Below are 16,067 nucleotides of genomic sequence, written 5' to 3' on the forward strand. Positions count from 1 at the left end.
AGGAAAGAGACTTCAGCCGAGGAAACAGATGCACGATGGAAGGGGCTGAGGTCAGCGACGATTCGGATAAACGACGTCAATCAACGACGGATACGAACAGTAGATGCACGAGGGGGCAAGGGAAGGGGCAAGGGAGTGGCTAGTCTGGCAGCACGACCCGCACGATGGTTTGGCGTCCGGGGATGCTTTCGATGGTGAGTTCGCCCTGGTGCAGTTCTACCAGGCGCTTGGTAATGGCGAGGCCGAGGCCCGTACCCTGGCTGGTTTCGGCGTTGGGGTCAAACTGGAGGTAGGCCCCAATGTGGGCGATCTGGTCGGGGGTCATGCCCTGGCCATAGTCGATCACGTAGAAGGTGGTTTGGCCATCGGCGTAGGAGCCAAAGATTTTGATCGGCGTACCCGGCGTTGAAAACTTGAGGGCATTGTCGATCAGTTCTTCGCACACCTTCCGTAGCTGAGATTCAGACATCGAAACGGCGAAGGGATCTAGGGAAATGTCCAGATCGTCTTCGCGCAGATAGTCCGTGGCGAGAGCTTCAGCCACCTCCAAAAGAATTGCGTCTGCCCGGTCGGTAAATTGCTGCCGCAGATGGCTAGCCGATTGGGGATCCAGGTGCAAACGCTCTAGCTTGGCGTAGAGCAGCATATTCTGGGTGAGGCGGGCGGTGCGCTGGGCGCTGCGGTGAATAGCCTTGGCCAGGATTTCCACCTGTTCGGGGGCCAGGGTGTTGGCCTGGGCGGCGAGGGTGGCGGATAGGGTCAGCACCTCCCGCATGGGGCCGACCAATTCCCTAGGCAGGGCAGTGCTGATGCTGGTGCGCAGGGCATCGAGTTGCTGCTGGGTCTTTTGATCAACGGCGGTTTGGGCACCCAGGCGGGTGTGGATCATGCGGAGCAGGTCGTCGTGGGTGAAGGGCTTGGTCAGGTAGTCATCGGCCCCCAAATCCATGCCGCTTCGGAAGTCGTTGCGCTCGGCCTTGGCGGTGAGAAACACAAAGGGCAGGGTGGCCAAATTAGGATCTTGGCGCACTTTCTCTAAGACGCCGTAGCCATCCAAAACGGGCATCATAATGTCGCAGATCACCAGATCGGGGTGAAACTCGCGAATTTGGCGCAGGCCCTCTTCGCCGTTCACGGCACTATCGACAATGTAGTCTTCCGCATTGAGGATATCGACCAGGCTGTCGCGGACACCTGCTTCGTCTTCAATCACTAGAATCTTAGCCATGATCAATTACTCCATGAGATCGAGGGGAAGGGTAACGGTGAAGGTGGTGCCCACGCCCACCGCACTGGTAAAGGCAATGCGTCCCTGATGGGCCTCGGCGGCCCGCTTGGCAATCACCATGCCTAGGCCCGTGCCAGAGATATTGCCCACGTTATCGGCCCGATGGAAGGCTTCAAACAATTGCGCCTGATCGCCAGCGGGAATGCCAATGCCGTGATCTTGGACGGCAAACACCGTTTCATCGGCGGTGCAGGTGAGGGCAACGGTGATGGGCTGATGGTTGGGAGAATATTTAATCGCGTTGGAGAGCAGGTTAATCAAAATGTGCCGCAGCAGCTTTTCGTCGGCCATGGCCTGGAAGGTATCGCCCTGACACCGCAGTTCGATGGGGCTGATGGGGCCAGTTTGGGCAAACTGAAGTTCTTCGACCAGATCCTGGCAAAACTGTTTCAGATCTAGCGGGGCCGGATTGCAGGTCAGCTTGCCCGCCTCGGTTTTGCCCACGGTTAGCACATCGTTGAGCAAGCCAATCACATGGTGTACGGAGGATTGAATGCGATGGAGAATGGCCTGTTGTTTTTCCGGGGTGAACTTGTGGCTGTAGCGCTCTAGGGTTTCGGCGGAGGCCAGGATGGTGGTCAGCGGGGTGCGAAACTCGTGGGAGGCCATGGAGATGAACCGGGTTTTGAGGTCGCTGAGTTCCTTTTCGCGGGTGAGCGCCTTGCGAATGTTCACCTCCACCTGTTTGCGCTCGGTGATGTCGCGGGTGATGCCCCGATAGCCCTGGAAGCCACCTTCGGCGTCAAAAATCGGCGATCCGCTGATCTCCAACACCACCGATTTGCCCTCGGCATGGAGGGCGCTGGTCTCAATCTGAGTGAAGGGCTGGCGCTGCTGAATCAGATGGCTGAGGATCGTGCTAAACCGCACCGCTTCGTCCGCCACCATGAAATCACTGAAGCGATGGCCTAGGATCTCCGAGGGCGAATAGCCCAGCATCTCCGTGGCCCTGGGGTTGATGTAGCTAAAGCAAAACTGGTCGTCCATCTCCCACACCCAGTCGTTGGTTTGTTCCACCAGGCTGCGGAATTTGGTTTCACTTTGCTGAAGTTCGATGGTGCGGGCGGCCACCTTATGTTCCAGGGCATCATTGAGCTGCTGAAGGTGCTGCTCATAGTCTTTGCGGGTCTCAATATCGGCCTGAAGCTGGTGGTAATACTCCGACTGGCGGATGGCGATGGCCACCGACCGGGCCAGTTGTTCAATCAGGCGAATTTCCCAATCATGCCAGCGGCGGGGTTGGCCACATTGATTGATCACCAACAGCCCCCACAACCGCGCATCGCACACAATGGGTACCACCAAGTTGGCGCGAATGTTGAGGGTCGCCAACATCTCCACATGGCAAGGGCTCAGCCCCGCCTGATGGATATCTTCTACGGCTTGAATGCGGCCATAGCGGTAGGATTCAGCCCAGTGCTGGGCAAAGCATTCGTCCTCAATCACCTGGCCCAACAGCGACGTCCAAGGCGGCACCACCGACTCCACCACAATTTCGCCCTTGGCCTGCCCACCAAACTGGTAAACCATGGCTCGGTCGGCCTGGAGAAGTTGGCGTACCTCGCCCACAGTGGTCGAAAGAATATCCTGCATATCGAGGGATTCGTGGATGCGTTGGGTGAGGCTAGTAAGCAGACGATCCGCCTTGGCCTGGTCTTCTAACTGCTTCGTGCGGGTTTGCACTAGCCGCTCTAGTTCCGCACTGTGGGTTTTCCAAAGCTCTACCTGGTCATGCTCCGACTGCCGAAAGGTGCGCCACAGTTCGCTTAAAGAAGATTGCACTTCGCGATGATCGAGGCTGTGGAGCAGATCCGCCTGGGTAATCACCCCTAGGGGTTGGCGCTGGGGTGTCACCACCACCAAACAGGGCAACCGCCGCTGGCTCATTTCCTGATAGGCCAACCACAGAGAATCGCTGGGCTGAAGACAAAACTGCACCTCCCGCATCACCGCCTGCACCGGAAGCTGGGCCAAATCAAGTTGGCGCGATTGAAACCGCAACACATCCTGACGCAGCACCACTCCCACCAAGGCACTCAGGCCATCGGCAGCAGCATCCACCACCGCCACGCAGTTAATTTGATACTCCGCCAGTTGCTTAGCCACGCTGAGGGTAGAATCCGTTTGGCAGGCGGTGGCTAGGTAGGGGGTCATGCGAGAGCGCACCGCTTGCAACTTCAGCATGTGGGGTGGCATCAGCGTCACTTGCAGCGATTCGACGGAAATCATGCGCACAGGCCGCCCCTGATCATCCACCACAGGCAAATGATGGATGTGCCGCTGCCGCATCAGATCCACCACTTCCAAGGGCCCCATGGGGCGATCCCAAGCCAGATGCGTCAGTTGGGTGGTCATGTGCTGGGCAATGGGATCCTCTAGGGACACACCGTTCACCAACAACCGGATGGCATCACGGTCGGTTACTAGGCCCACCAGGGTCTCGTTCTCCACCAGGAGAACGTAGCTATTTTCCTCGGCCATCGGGCTGCCTAGCTGGGCCAGCACCGATTTGAGGGAGGCCGTAGCGGGCATGACCACCGGGGTCTTACCCAAGGCCCCCAGAGCATTGGCGCTAGGGGATGGCCATGAATGAGGAGGAGAGGCAGGATTGGTCATGGTGGAAACTCCCGTGGACAGGGTGGAAATAGCCCAGGTGTGAGGCACTGATCGGCTCCCTTGTCTCTACCTTAGGCATTCGCCTCCACGGTCTGTATCAGGTGATTCCTGATGTTTCTGATGCCATTGACCTGATCTGAGGGCTGATTCTCGCGGCCTGAGATGGCGGATGATTCTGCCTAGTCACGGGCTTCGTCTAAGTGGCCAGACACCGTCGCGATCCAACCTTGTCTCAAGGCGACCTCTAGCCCCGCCGCCGCCAGGGCAAACAGCAGCAGACTCTCGGTAATCGCTACCAGAAATGGCCAGCCCATCATCGCTACCGCCGCGCCCACATTCACGAGGGCCAGCCCCCGCACTAGGCTAAAGGCAAAGATGACCCCAGATCGCAGGTAGGAACTGGTATCTTGGCGAACGGCGTAGCGGTAGGTAATGCCAAACAATGCCCCCGACAGGGCCGCAATGGCCACGCTAATCCAAAAAGTCAGTCCCGCTAGGCTGTCGATGGTGGATGCTGCCGCCGCCCCCCAGCCCAGCGCCGCCGCCCGATGGATCAGCAACAGCCCCGATCCCGCCAGTCCAGCGATCAAGCCCGTCAGCCCCGCCGCCTGCACCGAAGCCACTCGGTCGGCCATGGTCTGGCCTTGCTTGGTTTCCTCTGATGTGCTGTCTACCATACCTTTTCCTTGCCTGTCGCCGTGATGGGTCACTGGGTCGCGGTTCTAAATCCTACCGATACCCGATTCTGTTGATAGCCTAGTCCATGGATGGACGGATCTCGCCGTCGGGTCGTCGGGCCGAATGTCAGCAGATGGAAGCCTTTACCGTATGATAGGTATGGCTGTGTTGTCTTCTATCAACTCGTTGCAATTATGGATATTTTGACCTTGGGCTGGGTTTCTCTACTGGTTGTCTTCACCTTCTCCCTATCCATGGTGGTGTGGGGCCGCAACGGCTTCTAGGGTCAACTCCCCCGTCAATCACCTGCGTTAGCCATGGAAGCAACCCTCGAAGCACAAGCCTTTAGCGTTCTAGCCGTGTTGGCCCTTGTTCTCCTGGTGGTCGTCACTGGGGGCGTGGCCTATCTCACGGCTGCCGATTGGCGAGATCGTCGCCGTCGCAAAAACGACCAGGATGCCGTCAAGCGTCGGTCGCCCAAAGTGGCCAAGGCCGCTAAAAAGTAGCCCCGCTCAATTTCTCTGCAAAGGCTCGGATGGTCGGTAATGGGCCGATGTCCGAGCTTTTGTTTGGGGCATGGAGCACATTATGGGATTTCACGGAATGAACGGGGTGCAATGGTGACAACAGTTCCCACAACAGCTCGGCAATGGGCGCTCTCGGTGCTGCTTCAGGTGCAGGGGGGAGCCTATGCCGACGTAGCCCTCCATCGGACGTTGACCCAGGCGACGCTATCGGCCCAGGATGCGGCTTTGGTAACGGAATTGGTCTATGGCACCGTGCGGCGACAGCGTACCCTAGATGGGCTAATTTCCCAATTGGGCACCCGCCCCGCCGAGAAGCAGCCCCCCGTATTGCGGCTGGTGTTGCAGGTGGGGCTGTATCAATTGCGCTATCTGAAGGCGGTTCCGGCCTCGGCGGCGGTGAATACCAGCGTGGATTTGGCTAAGGCCAACGGCTTGGGGCAACTATCGAAGGTGGTAAACGGCCTGCTGCGGCAGTACGAACGGCTGACAGCGGCGGGGGCCGATCCCCTAGTGCTGCCCGAAGACCCCACGGCGGCGTTGGGGCTGCGCCATAGCTATCCCGACTAGATCGTAGACCTTTGGCGGCAGCAGCTTGGCGAGATGGAAGCCGACCAGCTTTGCCATTGGTTTAACCAGGTGCCCAGTGTAGACCTGCGGGTGAATCGCATGCAAACCACTGTGGAAGCTGTAGAAGCGGCTTTGGCAGTGGCGGGAATGGCCACGGAACGCTTGCCCGGTTTGCCCTGGGCCTTACGGCTGAGCCAACATTCCGGGGCGATTACCGACCTACTGGGCTATGGCGAGGGCTGGTGGGCGGTGCAGGATGCCAGCGCTCAACAAGTAGGCCAACTACTGAACCCACAACCCGGGGAAACCGTGATTGACCTCTGCGCCGCACCGGGGGGCAAGGCCACCCACCTGGCAGAACTCATGGGCGATCAGGGCACGGTGTGGGCCTGTGACCGCACGTCCTCTCGCCTCAAAAAAGTCACGGCCAATGCCCAGCGCTTGCAACTCCACAGCATTCAAACCCACCTGGGCGACAGCACCGATTTGGCCCAATTCCACGGCCAGGGAGATCGGGTCTTGGTGGATGCCCCCTGCTCTGGCCTCGGCACCCTACACCGCCACGCCGATGCCCGCTGGCGACAATCCCCAGCATCCATTCAAACCCTGGTGCCCCAACAGCAAGCCCTGTTAGCCGAAGCGGCCCGCTGCACCAAACTGGGCGGCACCCTGGTCTACGCCACCTGCACCCTCCACCCCGCCGAAAATGAAGCGGTGATCCAAGCCTTTTTGCAGGATCATCCCCACTGGCAGATCCAGCCCCCAGCCAAGGATTGGATGCCGGGACTTGCCCCTACCCCGGAGGGTTGGATAAAGGTCTGGCCCCATCGCCAAGCAATGGACGGATTCTTTATGGTGGCCCTGCGTCATGGGTGACACGGCGGGCGCACTGACCGAATTGCCCCTAGGTTGAGGGATACAAAGTACCGATCTCGCAATACAACCGCCGTACCTCGATGATCACATCCTGGACAAGGACAGGGGATAGGCATCCCTCGGTGAGGGTCAGTTCGGTTTGGTATTGGCCCTGGGCCAGATCGCGAACCGTAGTCGCTCAATCGCCTGATCCTCAAACAGCCCAGCATCAATGGCCGCGTGGTATCGATCTAGCGTCCACTTCTAGAGAGTTACAGTCATCACTCATCCATGGGTAGGAGCTTTAGGGGGCGAGCGTTGGGGGCGGAAGGGGATTAATGATGATGACGGTAATATTATCGCGGCCCCCTCGTTTCTTAGCGGAACTGACGAGGGCAGCGGCGGCGGCTTCACAGGCCCGAATCGATTTCAAGTGGGAGGCGATCAGATGATCCGAGAGCTCTTCGGTGAGGCCGTCGCTACACATCAGCAGACGGTCGCCGGGGTGGGTCTCGATAGGCTGTACGTCAATTTGAGTCAGGTCTTCTCGGCCTAGGCACTGGGCCAAGACGTGCCGCCAGGGGTGGCTGCGAGACTGGGCGGGGGTGAGTTCCCCTTCGCGGATGGCGCGGGCAATCCAGGTGTGGTCTTCGGTAATTTGATCGAGTTGGTGCCCCCGCAGGCGATACAGGCGCGAGTCTCCCACATGGGCACACCAGGGCTGGTCATCCTGGGGCCGAAAGGTGAGCACTACGGCAGTGGTGCCCATGTCCGAGCGTTCGGGATGATGGAACTGGTCGTGCAGGATAGCGTTGTTGGCCTGGGCTAGGGCTTGGCGCAGCAAATCAGCGGTAGGCTGGGGATCTTGCCAATGGTGTTGCAGGAAAGTTTTGATGGTGGCCGTGGCCAAACGACTGGCCTCCTGACCGCCCGCATGGCCACCCATGCCATCCGCCACGATAAAGAAGCGACCCTCCGGATCGATGTAATAATCGTCCTGGTTGCTACTTCTCAGTAGACCAGGATCCGTTAGCCCTGAAAATTGGTGCTCCACCATAACCTGCTCGTTGCGACTCCCTAGGGCAACCGATCCGCTCGGTTTACCTTGATCACGGCCCGCAGAAACGCGATTCCAGCCCCTAGGGCCAACACCCCAGGCGCAATGGCAATCAGCGGCCAGGGAGTCATCAGGAGCCCCGTAGCGGACAAGGTAAATGCGCCCACCAAAATAGCATAGTTATTGGCCATGCTGACGGTACCAATGCGGCGCAGGGCGCGGTCGGTTTCCACGGAACGCACCCGCACCCGAATATCACCCCGTTCGAGCTTGTCGAGGGTGTCCTCAATGCGTCGGGGTAGCCCAAAGGCGGTGGTGCTCACCTGGGCGGCCTGACGGCTCAGTTCTCCGAGTAGACTATTGGCTCCATCGCCAGAATTCCCGCTGGTCATAAGCTGTGCTGCAAACGGCTTGGCCGCTTCCATAAAGTTAAAGTCTGGGTCTAGCCCCTTGCCAACGCCCTCTAGGGTAGAAAAGGCCCGCATGACGAAGGTAAAGGTGGCCGGAAACCGAAAGGGCTGATCGTAGGCTACCGCATAGAGGTCATCGCTGATCGCCTCGATGGACTGCTCCTCGAAGGGTTTGTCCATGAAGTTGTCCAGAATGTACTGGATGGCTCGCCGCACTGGGCTCATGTCCTCCACTTCGGCCAAGGCTCCCAGCTCCACCAGGGAGTTCATCACCTGGGTAGCATCTCGCTGGGCCACGCCCATGAAGGTACCCATGAGGCGCTGACGGGTGAGGGGCTGCACCTGGCCCATCATGCCAAAGTCGTAGAAAATCAGCGACCCGTTGAGGCTGACAGCGATGTTGCCGGGGTGGGGGTCGGCGTGGAAAAAGCCATCGTCGAGGAGCTGGTGTAGGTAGGCTTGGGCACCCAACTGGGCTAGCCGCTTGCGATCTAGCCCTGCCGCCTCCAGGGCTTCGTAGTGGCTGATTTTAATCCCTGGCATATATTCCAGGGTGAGGATGCGCGGCGAGGTGTAGCGCCAGAACACGCGAGGCACCTGCACCCAATCCATGGCCCGGAAGTTACGGCGGAAGGTGTCGGCGTTGCGGCCTTCGTTGAGGTAGTCGATTTCTTCCCAGAGGATGCGGCAGCACTCTTCGTAGATGCCCATCCAGTCGCGCCCTCGGCCCCAGGTGGGATGGTTTTGGAAGTACCGGGCAATGCCCTTCAGGATCGACAGGTCGATGGTGAATAGGGATTGCAACCCCGGACGCTGCACCTTCACCACAACTTCTTCGCCGCTGTGCAGTTGGGCACGGTGGACTTGGCCCAAACTGGCCGCTGCTAGGGGGATGGGGTCGAAGGTGCGGTAAAGCTCCTGGATGGGCTTGCCGAGATCGTCCTCAAGGATGGCGCGGGTTTGCTCGTAGCTGAAGGCAGGCACCCGATCCTGGAGCTTCGACAGCTCTTCAACGAACTCAATCGGGAAAATATCGGCGCGGGTGGAAAAGAGCTGCCCCACCTTAATGAACGTGGGGCCAAGATCCAGAAGGGTTTCGCGAATCCACACCGCCAGTTTGCGCCGTCGCTCGGCCTGCTTTTCGGGGGTGATGGTGCCGCCATAGCTCCAAGCTTTACCGTAGAGCCAACGCGACCCCAACAGCCGCAGCACAAAGCCCCAAATATCGACAAACCGACGATTGCGGGAGTAGCGACCCCGGTTCCAGCGGTAGGCTTTTTGCTGAAAGCGGTAGGTCTTTTGGGGCTCTGGTTCCGAGGAAGGCGCACCGGGCACCGGGGAGATCGCGGCCACGGGGATTAACCCACGTGTGGCCAAGGGCTCTAGATCGTGGCTACCATTTCCCCCCAGTTCCGAGGTCAACGGCTGGGGATCAGAGGACAACCTGATCTCACCCTGACCAGGGATAGGCAGGGACGACGTGGGTTGGGCCGATGAATCAAAAACTGCGGACACTCAGGCTCCTAGCGGGCTAGACCAATGCAGGGATTAAGACGGCGACGTGAAATGGGATAGGACAACCGAATTAGGTGGTACTGCTGCGATACTGCTGGAGTGCCACCCGCACTTGGGCAATTTCCGCCCGCAGGTTGTCGATGGTGGCCTGAAGGTCTTCCGGGGAATCCACCGATGCGGCACCGTTTGCGAAAGGACTGGCGGCCCCTCCGCCATAGGTGGCCTCCACCTGTTGAGCGCGGGCCATCACTTCCTCGGTAAACTGCCGTAGGGCTTCCCGCTGTTCGGCGTCAAACTGCCCCAGCCAACTCAGAGAGTCGGTGAGTAAGCGCTCGGTGCGATCATTAATCACCTCAGCGACGGCTCGGCCTACGAAAAATGCGTGAAGCACCGGGTTACTCATCGATAAAAACCTCGTACCAAACCCAACTGTTTAGAATTATAACGCTCTTATCCCCAAGCGCAGGCCCGAACCTCCGAGCAAGGGGGGCGTCTAACTGGAGGTCAAGGGGGCCGGGGATTCGGGATCCGGAACCAAGGGGGCCGGGGGCACTACCGGAGCCAACACCGGGGGCGGCGGCGTCACTGGGGCCGGAACCACCGGAGCCGCTTCTATCGGGGCTGGAGCCGCTTCTGCCGGGGTGGGGGACACGACTGGATCGGGGGCCGCTTCACGGATGGGCGGGGCAGGTTCAGGGCTGGCGGGGAAACTGGGCGCACGGTCATCACCCGAAACCGTGGGCGCTTCATGCTCCACGGAGGGCACAGGCCGAGGAGCCGATTGGGGTGTGCGCCCAGGGGGAAACGTGGTTTGGCCAGGTGGGTTTAGATCACGGTTAGCATCACCGTTGGGCTGGGCCAAGGGGGCCGAACGAGTGGAGGGTTCCGATGCAGGTGTGGGGCGATTGCTGGGGCGATCACTCGGTCTGTCCGAGCGACTACTGGGGAGAGATCGACGATTCTCCACCGTCGGATTGCCAAACCCTGGCTCGCTGTTATCCCAATTGGGCAGGGGCGGAAAGGCTTGGTTGGGGTTAAAGCGGGTTTGGGCGGCGGGGCTGGAGGGCTGAAGGCGGGCTTGGAGACCAAAGGCCACCCCACCGATGCCAAAGATAAACCCCGTAGTCAGCAAGGCTAAAGGCATCCAAGGCCCACGTTTGGGGGCGGGAGCGGCGGCACGGGGGGCTATCATCGCAGGTGCAATTTGGGTGGGGGGTGGAGCCATCGGAGCCGCCAAGACGGTGGTAGCCGTCGTCCGCTGAGCTTTTGGTGCCGCTGGGATGGAAGCATTGCCCTTGGCCCGTTCCGAGGATTGAGGATAGTGGGAGACCACGAGATCGAGGTCTGAGGGGGCGGAATGGGGTAGCAGGGTAAGCCATTTTTCCAGGCTGGGAGGCTGGGCCAAGGCTAGGGAGGGGTTAGCCCACTGAAACACCGCATCCAAGCCCGTGGGCAACTCTGGGCGACGATGGCGCAGGTCAACCCCTAGGGGAGCCTGAGCCGCCCGCTGGCCCGTCAGCAAAAAGTACAGTAGCTCCGTTAATCCCCGCACCAGATTCGCCTCGCTGGAGCCGGAAGCTTGGCCAGGGGCCGGAAAGTCAAACCCCGTCAGGGTGAGGGTTCCCCCAGGACCTTGCCACACTTGGTCAGGGGCCATGCGCAGTTCTGCCCACCCCATGGTACGCAGGGCTTCAAGGTGCTGGGCGATCTGCCGAACCAGGGTCAGACTAGGGGCTAGGGGCCGAGGCGCTTGCGCCACACCTTGGCTCAGGGGTGATCCCAGCGGCGAGGCAAACACTTGGTAGCAGACCTTGTCCTCCTCAAACCCGGTCAGTCTTTTGGGGATAAAGGATGTCCCCAGGGCCGCCAGCGATTCTAGGTACTGATAGAACGCGCTACGTTGCGAGGCATCCGGCAGTAACTCTGGATGACGACTACCCAACACTCGCACCAAGACCCACTGACCACTGGGCACATGGGTGGCCAAATAAAGCGGCCCAATGCTGTCCTCGCCGCTGAGGGCATCAATGACGTAGGTGCCGTTCTGGAGCGATGTACCAAGGGCTAAGGTCATAGGGCTGGTTCGAGGAAATATCCCCAAGTAACGGAGTTAGGGTCAAGTCTTTGCTACTTTAGCTTGTCTGCTGCCCTTCTGGGGTGGGGCGGGGGACAGCGGATAATGCTGAACCAGGAATTGCTGGGCCTCCTCCAGGGTGGTGATGTCTCCGTCCAACTGGGCCGCTAGCAGGGCCGCCAGCATGGGGCTAAATTGGCGACCGGGTTTGTAGCCCAGGGTTTTCAGGGTCTCGCCATTGACCAGGGGCACTACCTTACTCTCCAGGGTGAGGTAGCGCCAGATCACTGGCCCCAGGGTGCGGGGATGGCGGGCGCTGACTAATAACAGGGTGGCCAGATCAACCGGGGCAAAGGTGGCATATCGCTGGCTGGGGCGTAGGGCTGGCGTGATGGTGTTCAACCATGTCGTTTCCAAATCGTCCAGGTGGGCCAGTCGCTGAATGCTGGTCTCCGTTAGTTGTAGGGCGGCGGCAATGTCATGACGCTGACCGGGGGGCAGGGTGGCCAGCAGCACCTCCAGCCTGAGCTGCCATGGGCTACAGCGTTCCGCCCAATCAAACCGATCCAGCCAGCGACTCACCCGCCGCAACTGGTGCCACAGAGCGGGCGTCATGGCCAGATCGCCGTGGATACAGCGCAGCGCCCGTAGGTGATCCAGCAGTTCCAAGGCTCCTGGCCAGTAGTGGGCTTCTAGGATGTATTTCAACTCATTTTTAAGCCGCACTTGCAGGGCAGGCACCCGCTTCACCTGGCGCTGCATCTGGGCATAGACGCCGCTGTCGATGGCGTGGTGAATGTAGCCCTCGGTTTGACTGTCTAGGCTGAATCCTAGGCGCACCGCAAACCGCACCGCTCGGTAAATGCGGGTGGGGTCTTCAATAAAACTGTTGGGATGCAGCACCCGCACCTGGCGATTGTGCAGGTCAATCAGGCCACCAAAGTAATCCAGGAGTTGCCCTTGGCCAGGATTCGTCAGCCGCAGGGCCATGGCGTTGATGGTGAAATCGCGGCGGTAGAGGTCTTGCTGAATGGAGCTGGCTTCTACCTCAGGGTTAGCCGCCGGATAGGGGTAAAACTCGGTGCGTGCGGTGGCAATGTCGATCATTAGTCCTGCCAGGGGATGATCCAACTCCCGCCGCCACACTAAGGAAGCGGTCTGAAACCGACCATGCACCTGAATATCCACCTCCGGGAATTGGGCCTTGATGTGCTCCGCCAGCACCATGCCAGCCCCCACTTGCGCGGTTTGATAAAAGCCATCCACCACCAAATCTAAGTCCGGCAGGCTCACCCCCTCGGTCGCCGGAACCGTATCCCGCTGAATCAGCAAATCCCGCACCGCGCCGCCCACTAAATAGAGATGCCAGCCCCGATCCTGGGCCGCTGTGGAAATCTGGGTAAGGATCTCCCACAGGCTCGGTTTGAGATGTTGAGCCAAAACTTCTGTCAGCGGAGGCACCGGGGGCAGTTGGGGCTGTCCGGGGGTGGGCCGGGGCGATCCCGTCATTCGCTGCACCTGATGTAGGTGGCGCAACAGGTCGGTGCGAGTGACGATACCCACCAGTGCCTTGTCCTGCAACACAGGCAAGCGGCCAATGTCGTAGGTCACCATCAATTCCTCAATCTCGCTGAGGGAAGTCTCTGGGGTGATGGTCTTGAGGTTAGTGGCCATGTAGCCCTTCACCGGGGCATGGCTAAACCCGTGGTGAAGGGCAATGTCCAAATCCCGCCGTGAAATTACCCCCACCAAGGCATCCGTGGCATCCACCACCGACAAACCCGAATGGCCGTAGCGCAACAAAATTCGCTGGGCCTCGCCAATGGTGGTTTCGGGTCGAATCGTCCGCACCGGGGAAGACATCAAATCGCGGGCGGTGGGCGGTTTAGGGAACTGTAATCGGGCCTGACTCAGCACCGTTTTCATCACCTGTTCCGGCGCATCCGTGGTTAGCGTAGCCGAAGCCGCCGTGGGATGTCCGCCGCCGCCAACCGTCGTAAATAGTGATCCCCAATCAATGCCCTGACCGAGTTCTTGTCTTAACTCCTGTCCAAATCGCTGGCTAAGTTTCTGATCTGACTTTTGGCCAATCCCCTGCCCCCGGTCATGGCCCTGATCCTGCTTGAAACTCACCCGTCCCTGGGCGCGACCAATTAATAGAAGCTTGCGTAGGGGCGTTTCACCATCGGGGCCAAGGTCTTTACCGGGATAGTGCGCCCCAAACAGCAGCGCATCCACATCGGCCAAGGAAATCAGCCGTTCTGCTACCCCCGACAGTCCCGGAATATAGCGATCTACCGCCAGCAGCACCGAGGCCAAGGTATTGCCCTCAGTATTTACGACGACCATCTGCTCCATCGCCGCCGTCAGCAGGTCTTGCAAGTTCGGAGTTAGCCCCGGTTCCACAAACTCCGCAATCACAGGCACACTCGCCCCCTGGGCCATCAGCCAAGCCAGGGCTTCCGCATCCCGCACCGTGGCCGTTTCAAACAGCAGCGACCCCGTATCCACATGCACCCCCAGGGCCATTACTGTCGCCTCGGCCACCGTGGGCAAAATCCCCTGCCGCTGCATCGCCTCCACGACTAGGGTGCTGGCCGAACCCACCGTTTCAATTACCGTAGTTTGGGCCGGAACCGCCTTCTCCGTAGCGGGATGGTGGTCATAAATCGTAATCGGAATGTGTCGCGCCAGGGCCAAATCAATCCACTCCGCCGCAGGGCCAAACCGATGGGGCAACTGGGCATCCACTAGGGTCAGCGACCGAATTTGATTCGGGTTCACCGCCCGCCGTTCAATCAGCGGATATTCATCCCGGTGCAGAGCCACAAACCGCTGTACCGTGGGATGACAGCCCCCCGTCAACACTACCCGCGCCCCCGGTTGCAGCCGCGCCAACCCCACGGCGGCCCCCAGGGTGTCAAAATCGGCGGTGGTGTGGCACAGCACTAAGTCCATATCGGTTTCCCAAGGGGCGCGCTTTCTGATAGCTTACTAATTGAGATCACTGTGGCAATTTGCCTTGCCCTACTCAAGGTTAGAGGGTTTCAGCCCATCCCTTTGCTCCGATTTTGCTGTCGCCGCTTAGCTTAGTCGAGGGCGAACGGCCTAACCGGAGGCTCAATTGGATGTGATGGCGCTTAATCCCTCCTTAAAGGCGCTTCCCAGGGTAAACCAGCTTGGCTGGAAGAATAGGGGCGCTGGCTTGAGGGCGTGGTGTCTTAAATCCCCTGCTGTGTTTAAGAGAGAGATTTTAGATGGTCATCCTGTTTCAGCTTGCCCTATTCGCCCTGGTTCTGATGTCCTTTGTGCTGGTGGTGTATGTGCCCGTGGCCTACGCCTCCCCTCAAAACTGGGATCAGTCTAAAAAGCTCATTCTGCTCGGCTCAATTATCTGGGGCGTGCTGGTGGTTTTGGTCGGTGGCCTCAACTACTTTGTGGTCTAAGCCCTTTGTGGTCTAAGCCTGTTTAAGACATCGTTCAAGGATTTTCATGGCGGTATTTGAAGGCACCTTTGCAGCGGCAGACTCGTTTCGGTTCGCCATTGTGATAGGGCGATTTAACGATCTGGTGACGGGTAAGCTGCTGGCGGGGTGCCAAGACTGCCTCAAGCGCCACGGCGTAGACCCCAGCCCTGAAGGCACTCAGGTGGATTACGCCTGGGTTCCCGGCAGCTTCGAGATTCCCCTCGTCGCCCGTCAGCTCGCCTTGAGCGGGCGTTACGACGCCATCATCTGCCTGGGGGCGGTCATTCGGGGCCAAACTCCCCACTTTGACTACGTTTCGGCGGAGGTGTCGAAGGGCATTGCGGCGGCGGGCTTCCAAACCGGGGTGCCCATCGTCTTTGGCGTCCTAACCACCGACACCCTCCAGCAGGCCCTAGAGCGGGCAGGCATCAAGGCCAACCACGGTTGGGACTATGCCATGAGCGCCCTCGAAATGGCCAGCCTGATGAAGCAAATTCGTCGGGTCTCTGGCACAGGTACTCCTGGAACCATGCTCCCTGGTCATGGGGGCACCGTCGTCGAAGCTAGTTCGACAATGATTTCCGACGCCGTGTAGGGCGTTGGGTTGGGGTTTCCCGGAAGCCGTCGGGAGTCTCTCGAAAAAATCTCAAAAGGTATTGACATTTACGTTACTTTTTGAGATTCTAGGTAAGGTCAAAACCGAAACGCTTAAGAAACTCTTAACAACTGCTTCGGTTTTACATGCGGGTATAGCTCAGCGGTAGAGCGTCACCTTGCCAAGGTGAATGTCGCGCGTTCGAATCGCGTTACCCGCTTATCAAAATTTGTACTAACGTCTTGTATCGACATTCTCAATGTCCGTCGCGGCTTGTCGGGCGCAGGGTAGTTGATCGGTGATTGTGGATTGGGCACCTCGATTAATTGAGTATCCAGGGAATTGCCGTCTCAAAAAAGAACACAGTGAGACAGAAATAACCTTTCTATCGCACTGTGTCAGTCGTGATTAAAATGAA

General features: G+C 59.2%; 14 protein-coding genes and 1 tRNA gene. 7 read left to right on the plus strand and 8 right to left on the minus strand.

From position 1 onward, the window contains the following. Nucleotides 1–139 precede the first annotated feature (139 nt). The 3 genes from H6G62_RS17890 to H6G62_RS17900 all read right to left on the minus strand — a co-directional run bounded on the left by H6G62_RS17890 (nucleotide 140) and on the right by H6G62_RS17900 (nucleotide 4,581). Entirely contained in the window at nucleotides 140–1,228 is a 1,089-nt protein-coding gene (locus tag H6G62_RS17890) for a response regulator (protein WP_190497599.1), read from the minus strand. A 6-nt stretch (nucleotides 1,229–1,234) separates the two neighbouring features. Continuing rightward, a complete protein-coding gene (locus H6G62_RS17895) occupies nucleotides 1,235–3,904 on the minus strand; it encodes an ATP-binding protein (RefSeq protein WP_190497601.1) in 2,670 nt (889 codons plus the stop codon). 179 nt (nucleotides 3,905–4,083) lie between these two features. Continuing rightward, entirely contained in the window at nucleotides 4,084–4,581 is a 498-nt protein-coding gene (locus H6G62_RS17900) for a hypothetical protein (protein ID WP_199325089.1), read from the minus strand. A gap of 195 nt (nucleotides 4,582–4,776) precedes the next feature. On the opposite strand from H6G62_RS17900, the gene petN reads away from it, so the two are divergent. From petN to rsmB, 4 genes are all read left to right on the plus strand, one after another. Further along, nucleotides 4,777–4,866 (plus strand): cytochrome b6-f complex subunit PetN, encoded by a 90-nt coding sequence (gene petN / locus H6G62_RS17905; protein WP_039726352.1) that lies wholly within the window; start codon nucleotides 4,777–4,779, stop codon nucleotides 4,864–4,866. A 33-nt stretch (nucleotides 4,867–4,899) separates the two neighbouring features. Next, nucleotides 4,900–5,088, plus strand: coding sequence for a hypothetical protein (locus H6G62_RS17910; RefSeq protein ID WP_190497603.1), 189 nt, complete (start codon nucleotides 4,900–4,902; stop codon nucleotides 5,086–5,088). Between the two features lie 111 nt (nucleotides 5,089–5,199). Next, on the plus strand, nucleotides 5,200–5,676 hold the full coding sequence (locus tag H6G62_RS28640; protein ID WP_347239372.1) for a transcription antitermination factor NusB: 477 nt from the start codon (nucleotides 5,200–5,202) through the stop codon (nucleotides 5,674–5,676). Further along, entirely contained in the window at nucleotides 5,677–6,552 is an 876-nt protein-coding gene (gene rsmB / locus H6G62_RS28645; protein WP_347239374.1) for a 16S rRNA (cytosine(967)-C(5))-methyltransferase RsmB, read from the plus strand. 283 nt (nucleotides 6,553–6,835) lie between these two features. On the opposite strand, the gene H6G62_RS17920 is transcribed toward rsmB, so the two are convergent. From H6G62_RS17920 to H6G62_RS17940, 5 genes are all read right to left on the minus strand, one after another. Next, on the minus strand, nucleotides 6,836–7,585 hold the full coding sequence (locus H6G62_RS17920) for a PP2C family serine/threonine-protein phosphatase (RefSeq protein WP_347239375.1): 750 nt from the start codon (nucleotides 7,583–7,585) through the stop codon (nucleotides 6,836–6,838). A 23-nt stretch (nucleotides 7,586–7,608) separates the two neighbouring features. Beyond that, the gene (locus H6G62_RS17925; RefSeq protein ID WP_347239376.1) at nucleotides 7,609–9,333 is read right to left on the minus strand and encodes an AarF/ABC1/UbiB kinase family protein; all 1,725 of its coding nucleotides are present in this window, start codon (nucleotides 9,331–9,333) and stop codon (nucleotides 7,609–7,611) included. 250 nt (nucleotides 9,334–9,583) lie between these two features. Further along, on the minus strand, nucleotides 9,584–9,904 hold the full coding sequence (locus tag H6G62_RS17930; protein ID WP_347239373.1) for a DUF6825 family protein: 321 nt from the start codon (nucleotides 9,902–9,904) through the stop codon (nucleotides 9,584–9,586). Nucleotides 9,905–10,006: 102 nt separating this feature from the next. After that, nucleotides 10,007–11,587, minus strand: coding sequence for a hypothetical protein (locus H6G62_RS17935; protein WP_190497609.1), 1,581 nt, complete (start codon nucleotides 11,585–11,587; stop codon nucleotides 10,007–10,009). Nucleotides 11,588–11,629: 42 nt separating this feature from the next. Further along, nucleotides 11,630–14,545 (minus strand): CBS domain-containing protein, encoded by a 2,916-nt coding sequence (locus tag H6G62_RS17940; RefSeq protein WP_190497617.1) that lies wholly within the window; start codon nucleotides 14,543–14,545, stop codon nucleotides 11,630–11,632. A gap of 299 nt (nucleotides 14,546–14,844) precedes the next feature. Here H6G62_RS17940 and psbZ point away from each other — a divergent pair, with 299 nt between their 5' ends. The 3 genes from psbZ (at nucleotide 14,845) to H6G62_RS17955 (ending at nucleotide 15,869) form a co-directional block, all read left to right on the plus strand. Beyond that, a complete protein-coding gene (psbZ, locus tag H6G62_RS17945; protein WP_190497619.1) occupies nucleotides 14,845–15,033 on the plus strand; it encodes a photosystem II reaction center protein PsbZ in 189 nt (62 codons plus the stop codon). 46 nt (nucleotides 15,034–15,079) lie between these two features. Continuing rightward, nucleotides 15,080–15,649, plus strand: a complete 570-nt coding sequence (gene ribH / locus H6G62_RS17950) for a 6,7-dimethyl-8-ribityllumazine synthase (protein ID WP_199325090.1) — start codon at nucleotides 15,080–15,082, stop codon at nucleotides 15,647–15,649. 148 nt (nucleotides 15,650–15,797) lie between these two features. Further along, nucleotides 15,798–15,869: transfer RNA gene (locus tag H6G62_RS17955), tRNA-Gly, on the plus strand. The last annotated feature ends 198 nt before the right edge of the window (nucleotides 15,870–16,067 follow it).

The organism is Phormidium sp. FACHB-1136, from assembly GCF_014697375.1.
In the GTDB taxonomy this organism is placed as follows: domain Bacteria; phylum Cyanobacteriota; class Cyanobacteriia; order Phormidesmidales; family Phormidesmidaceae; genus Nodosilinea.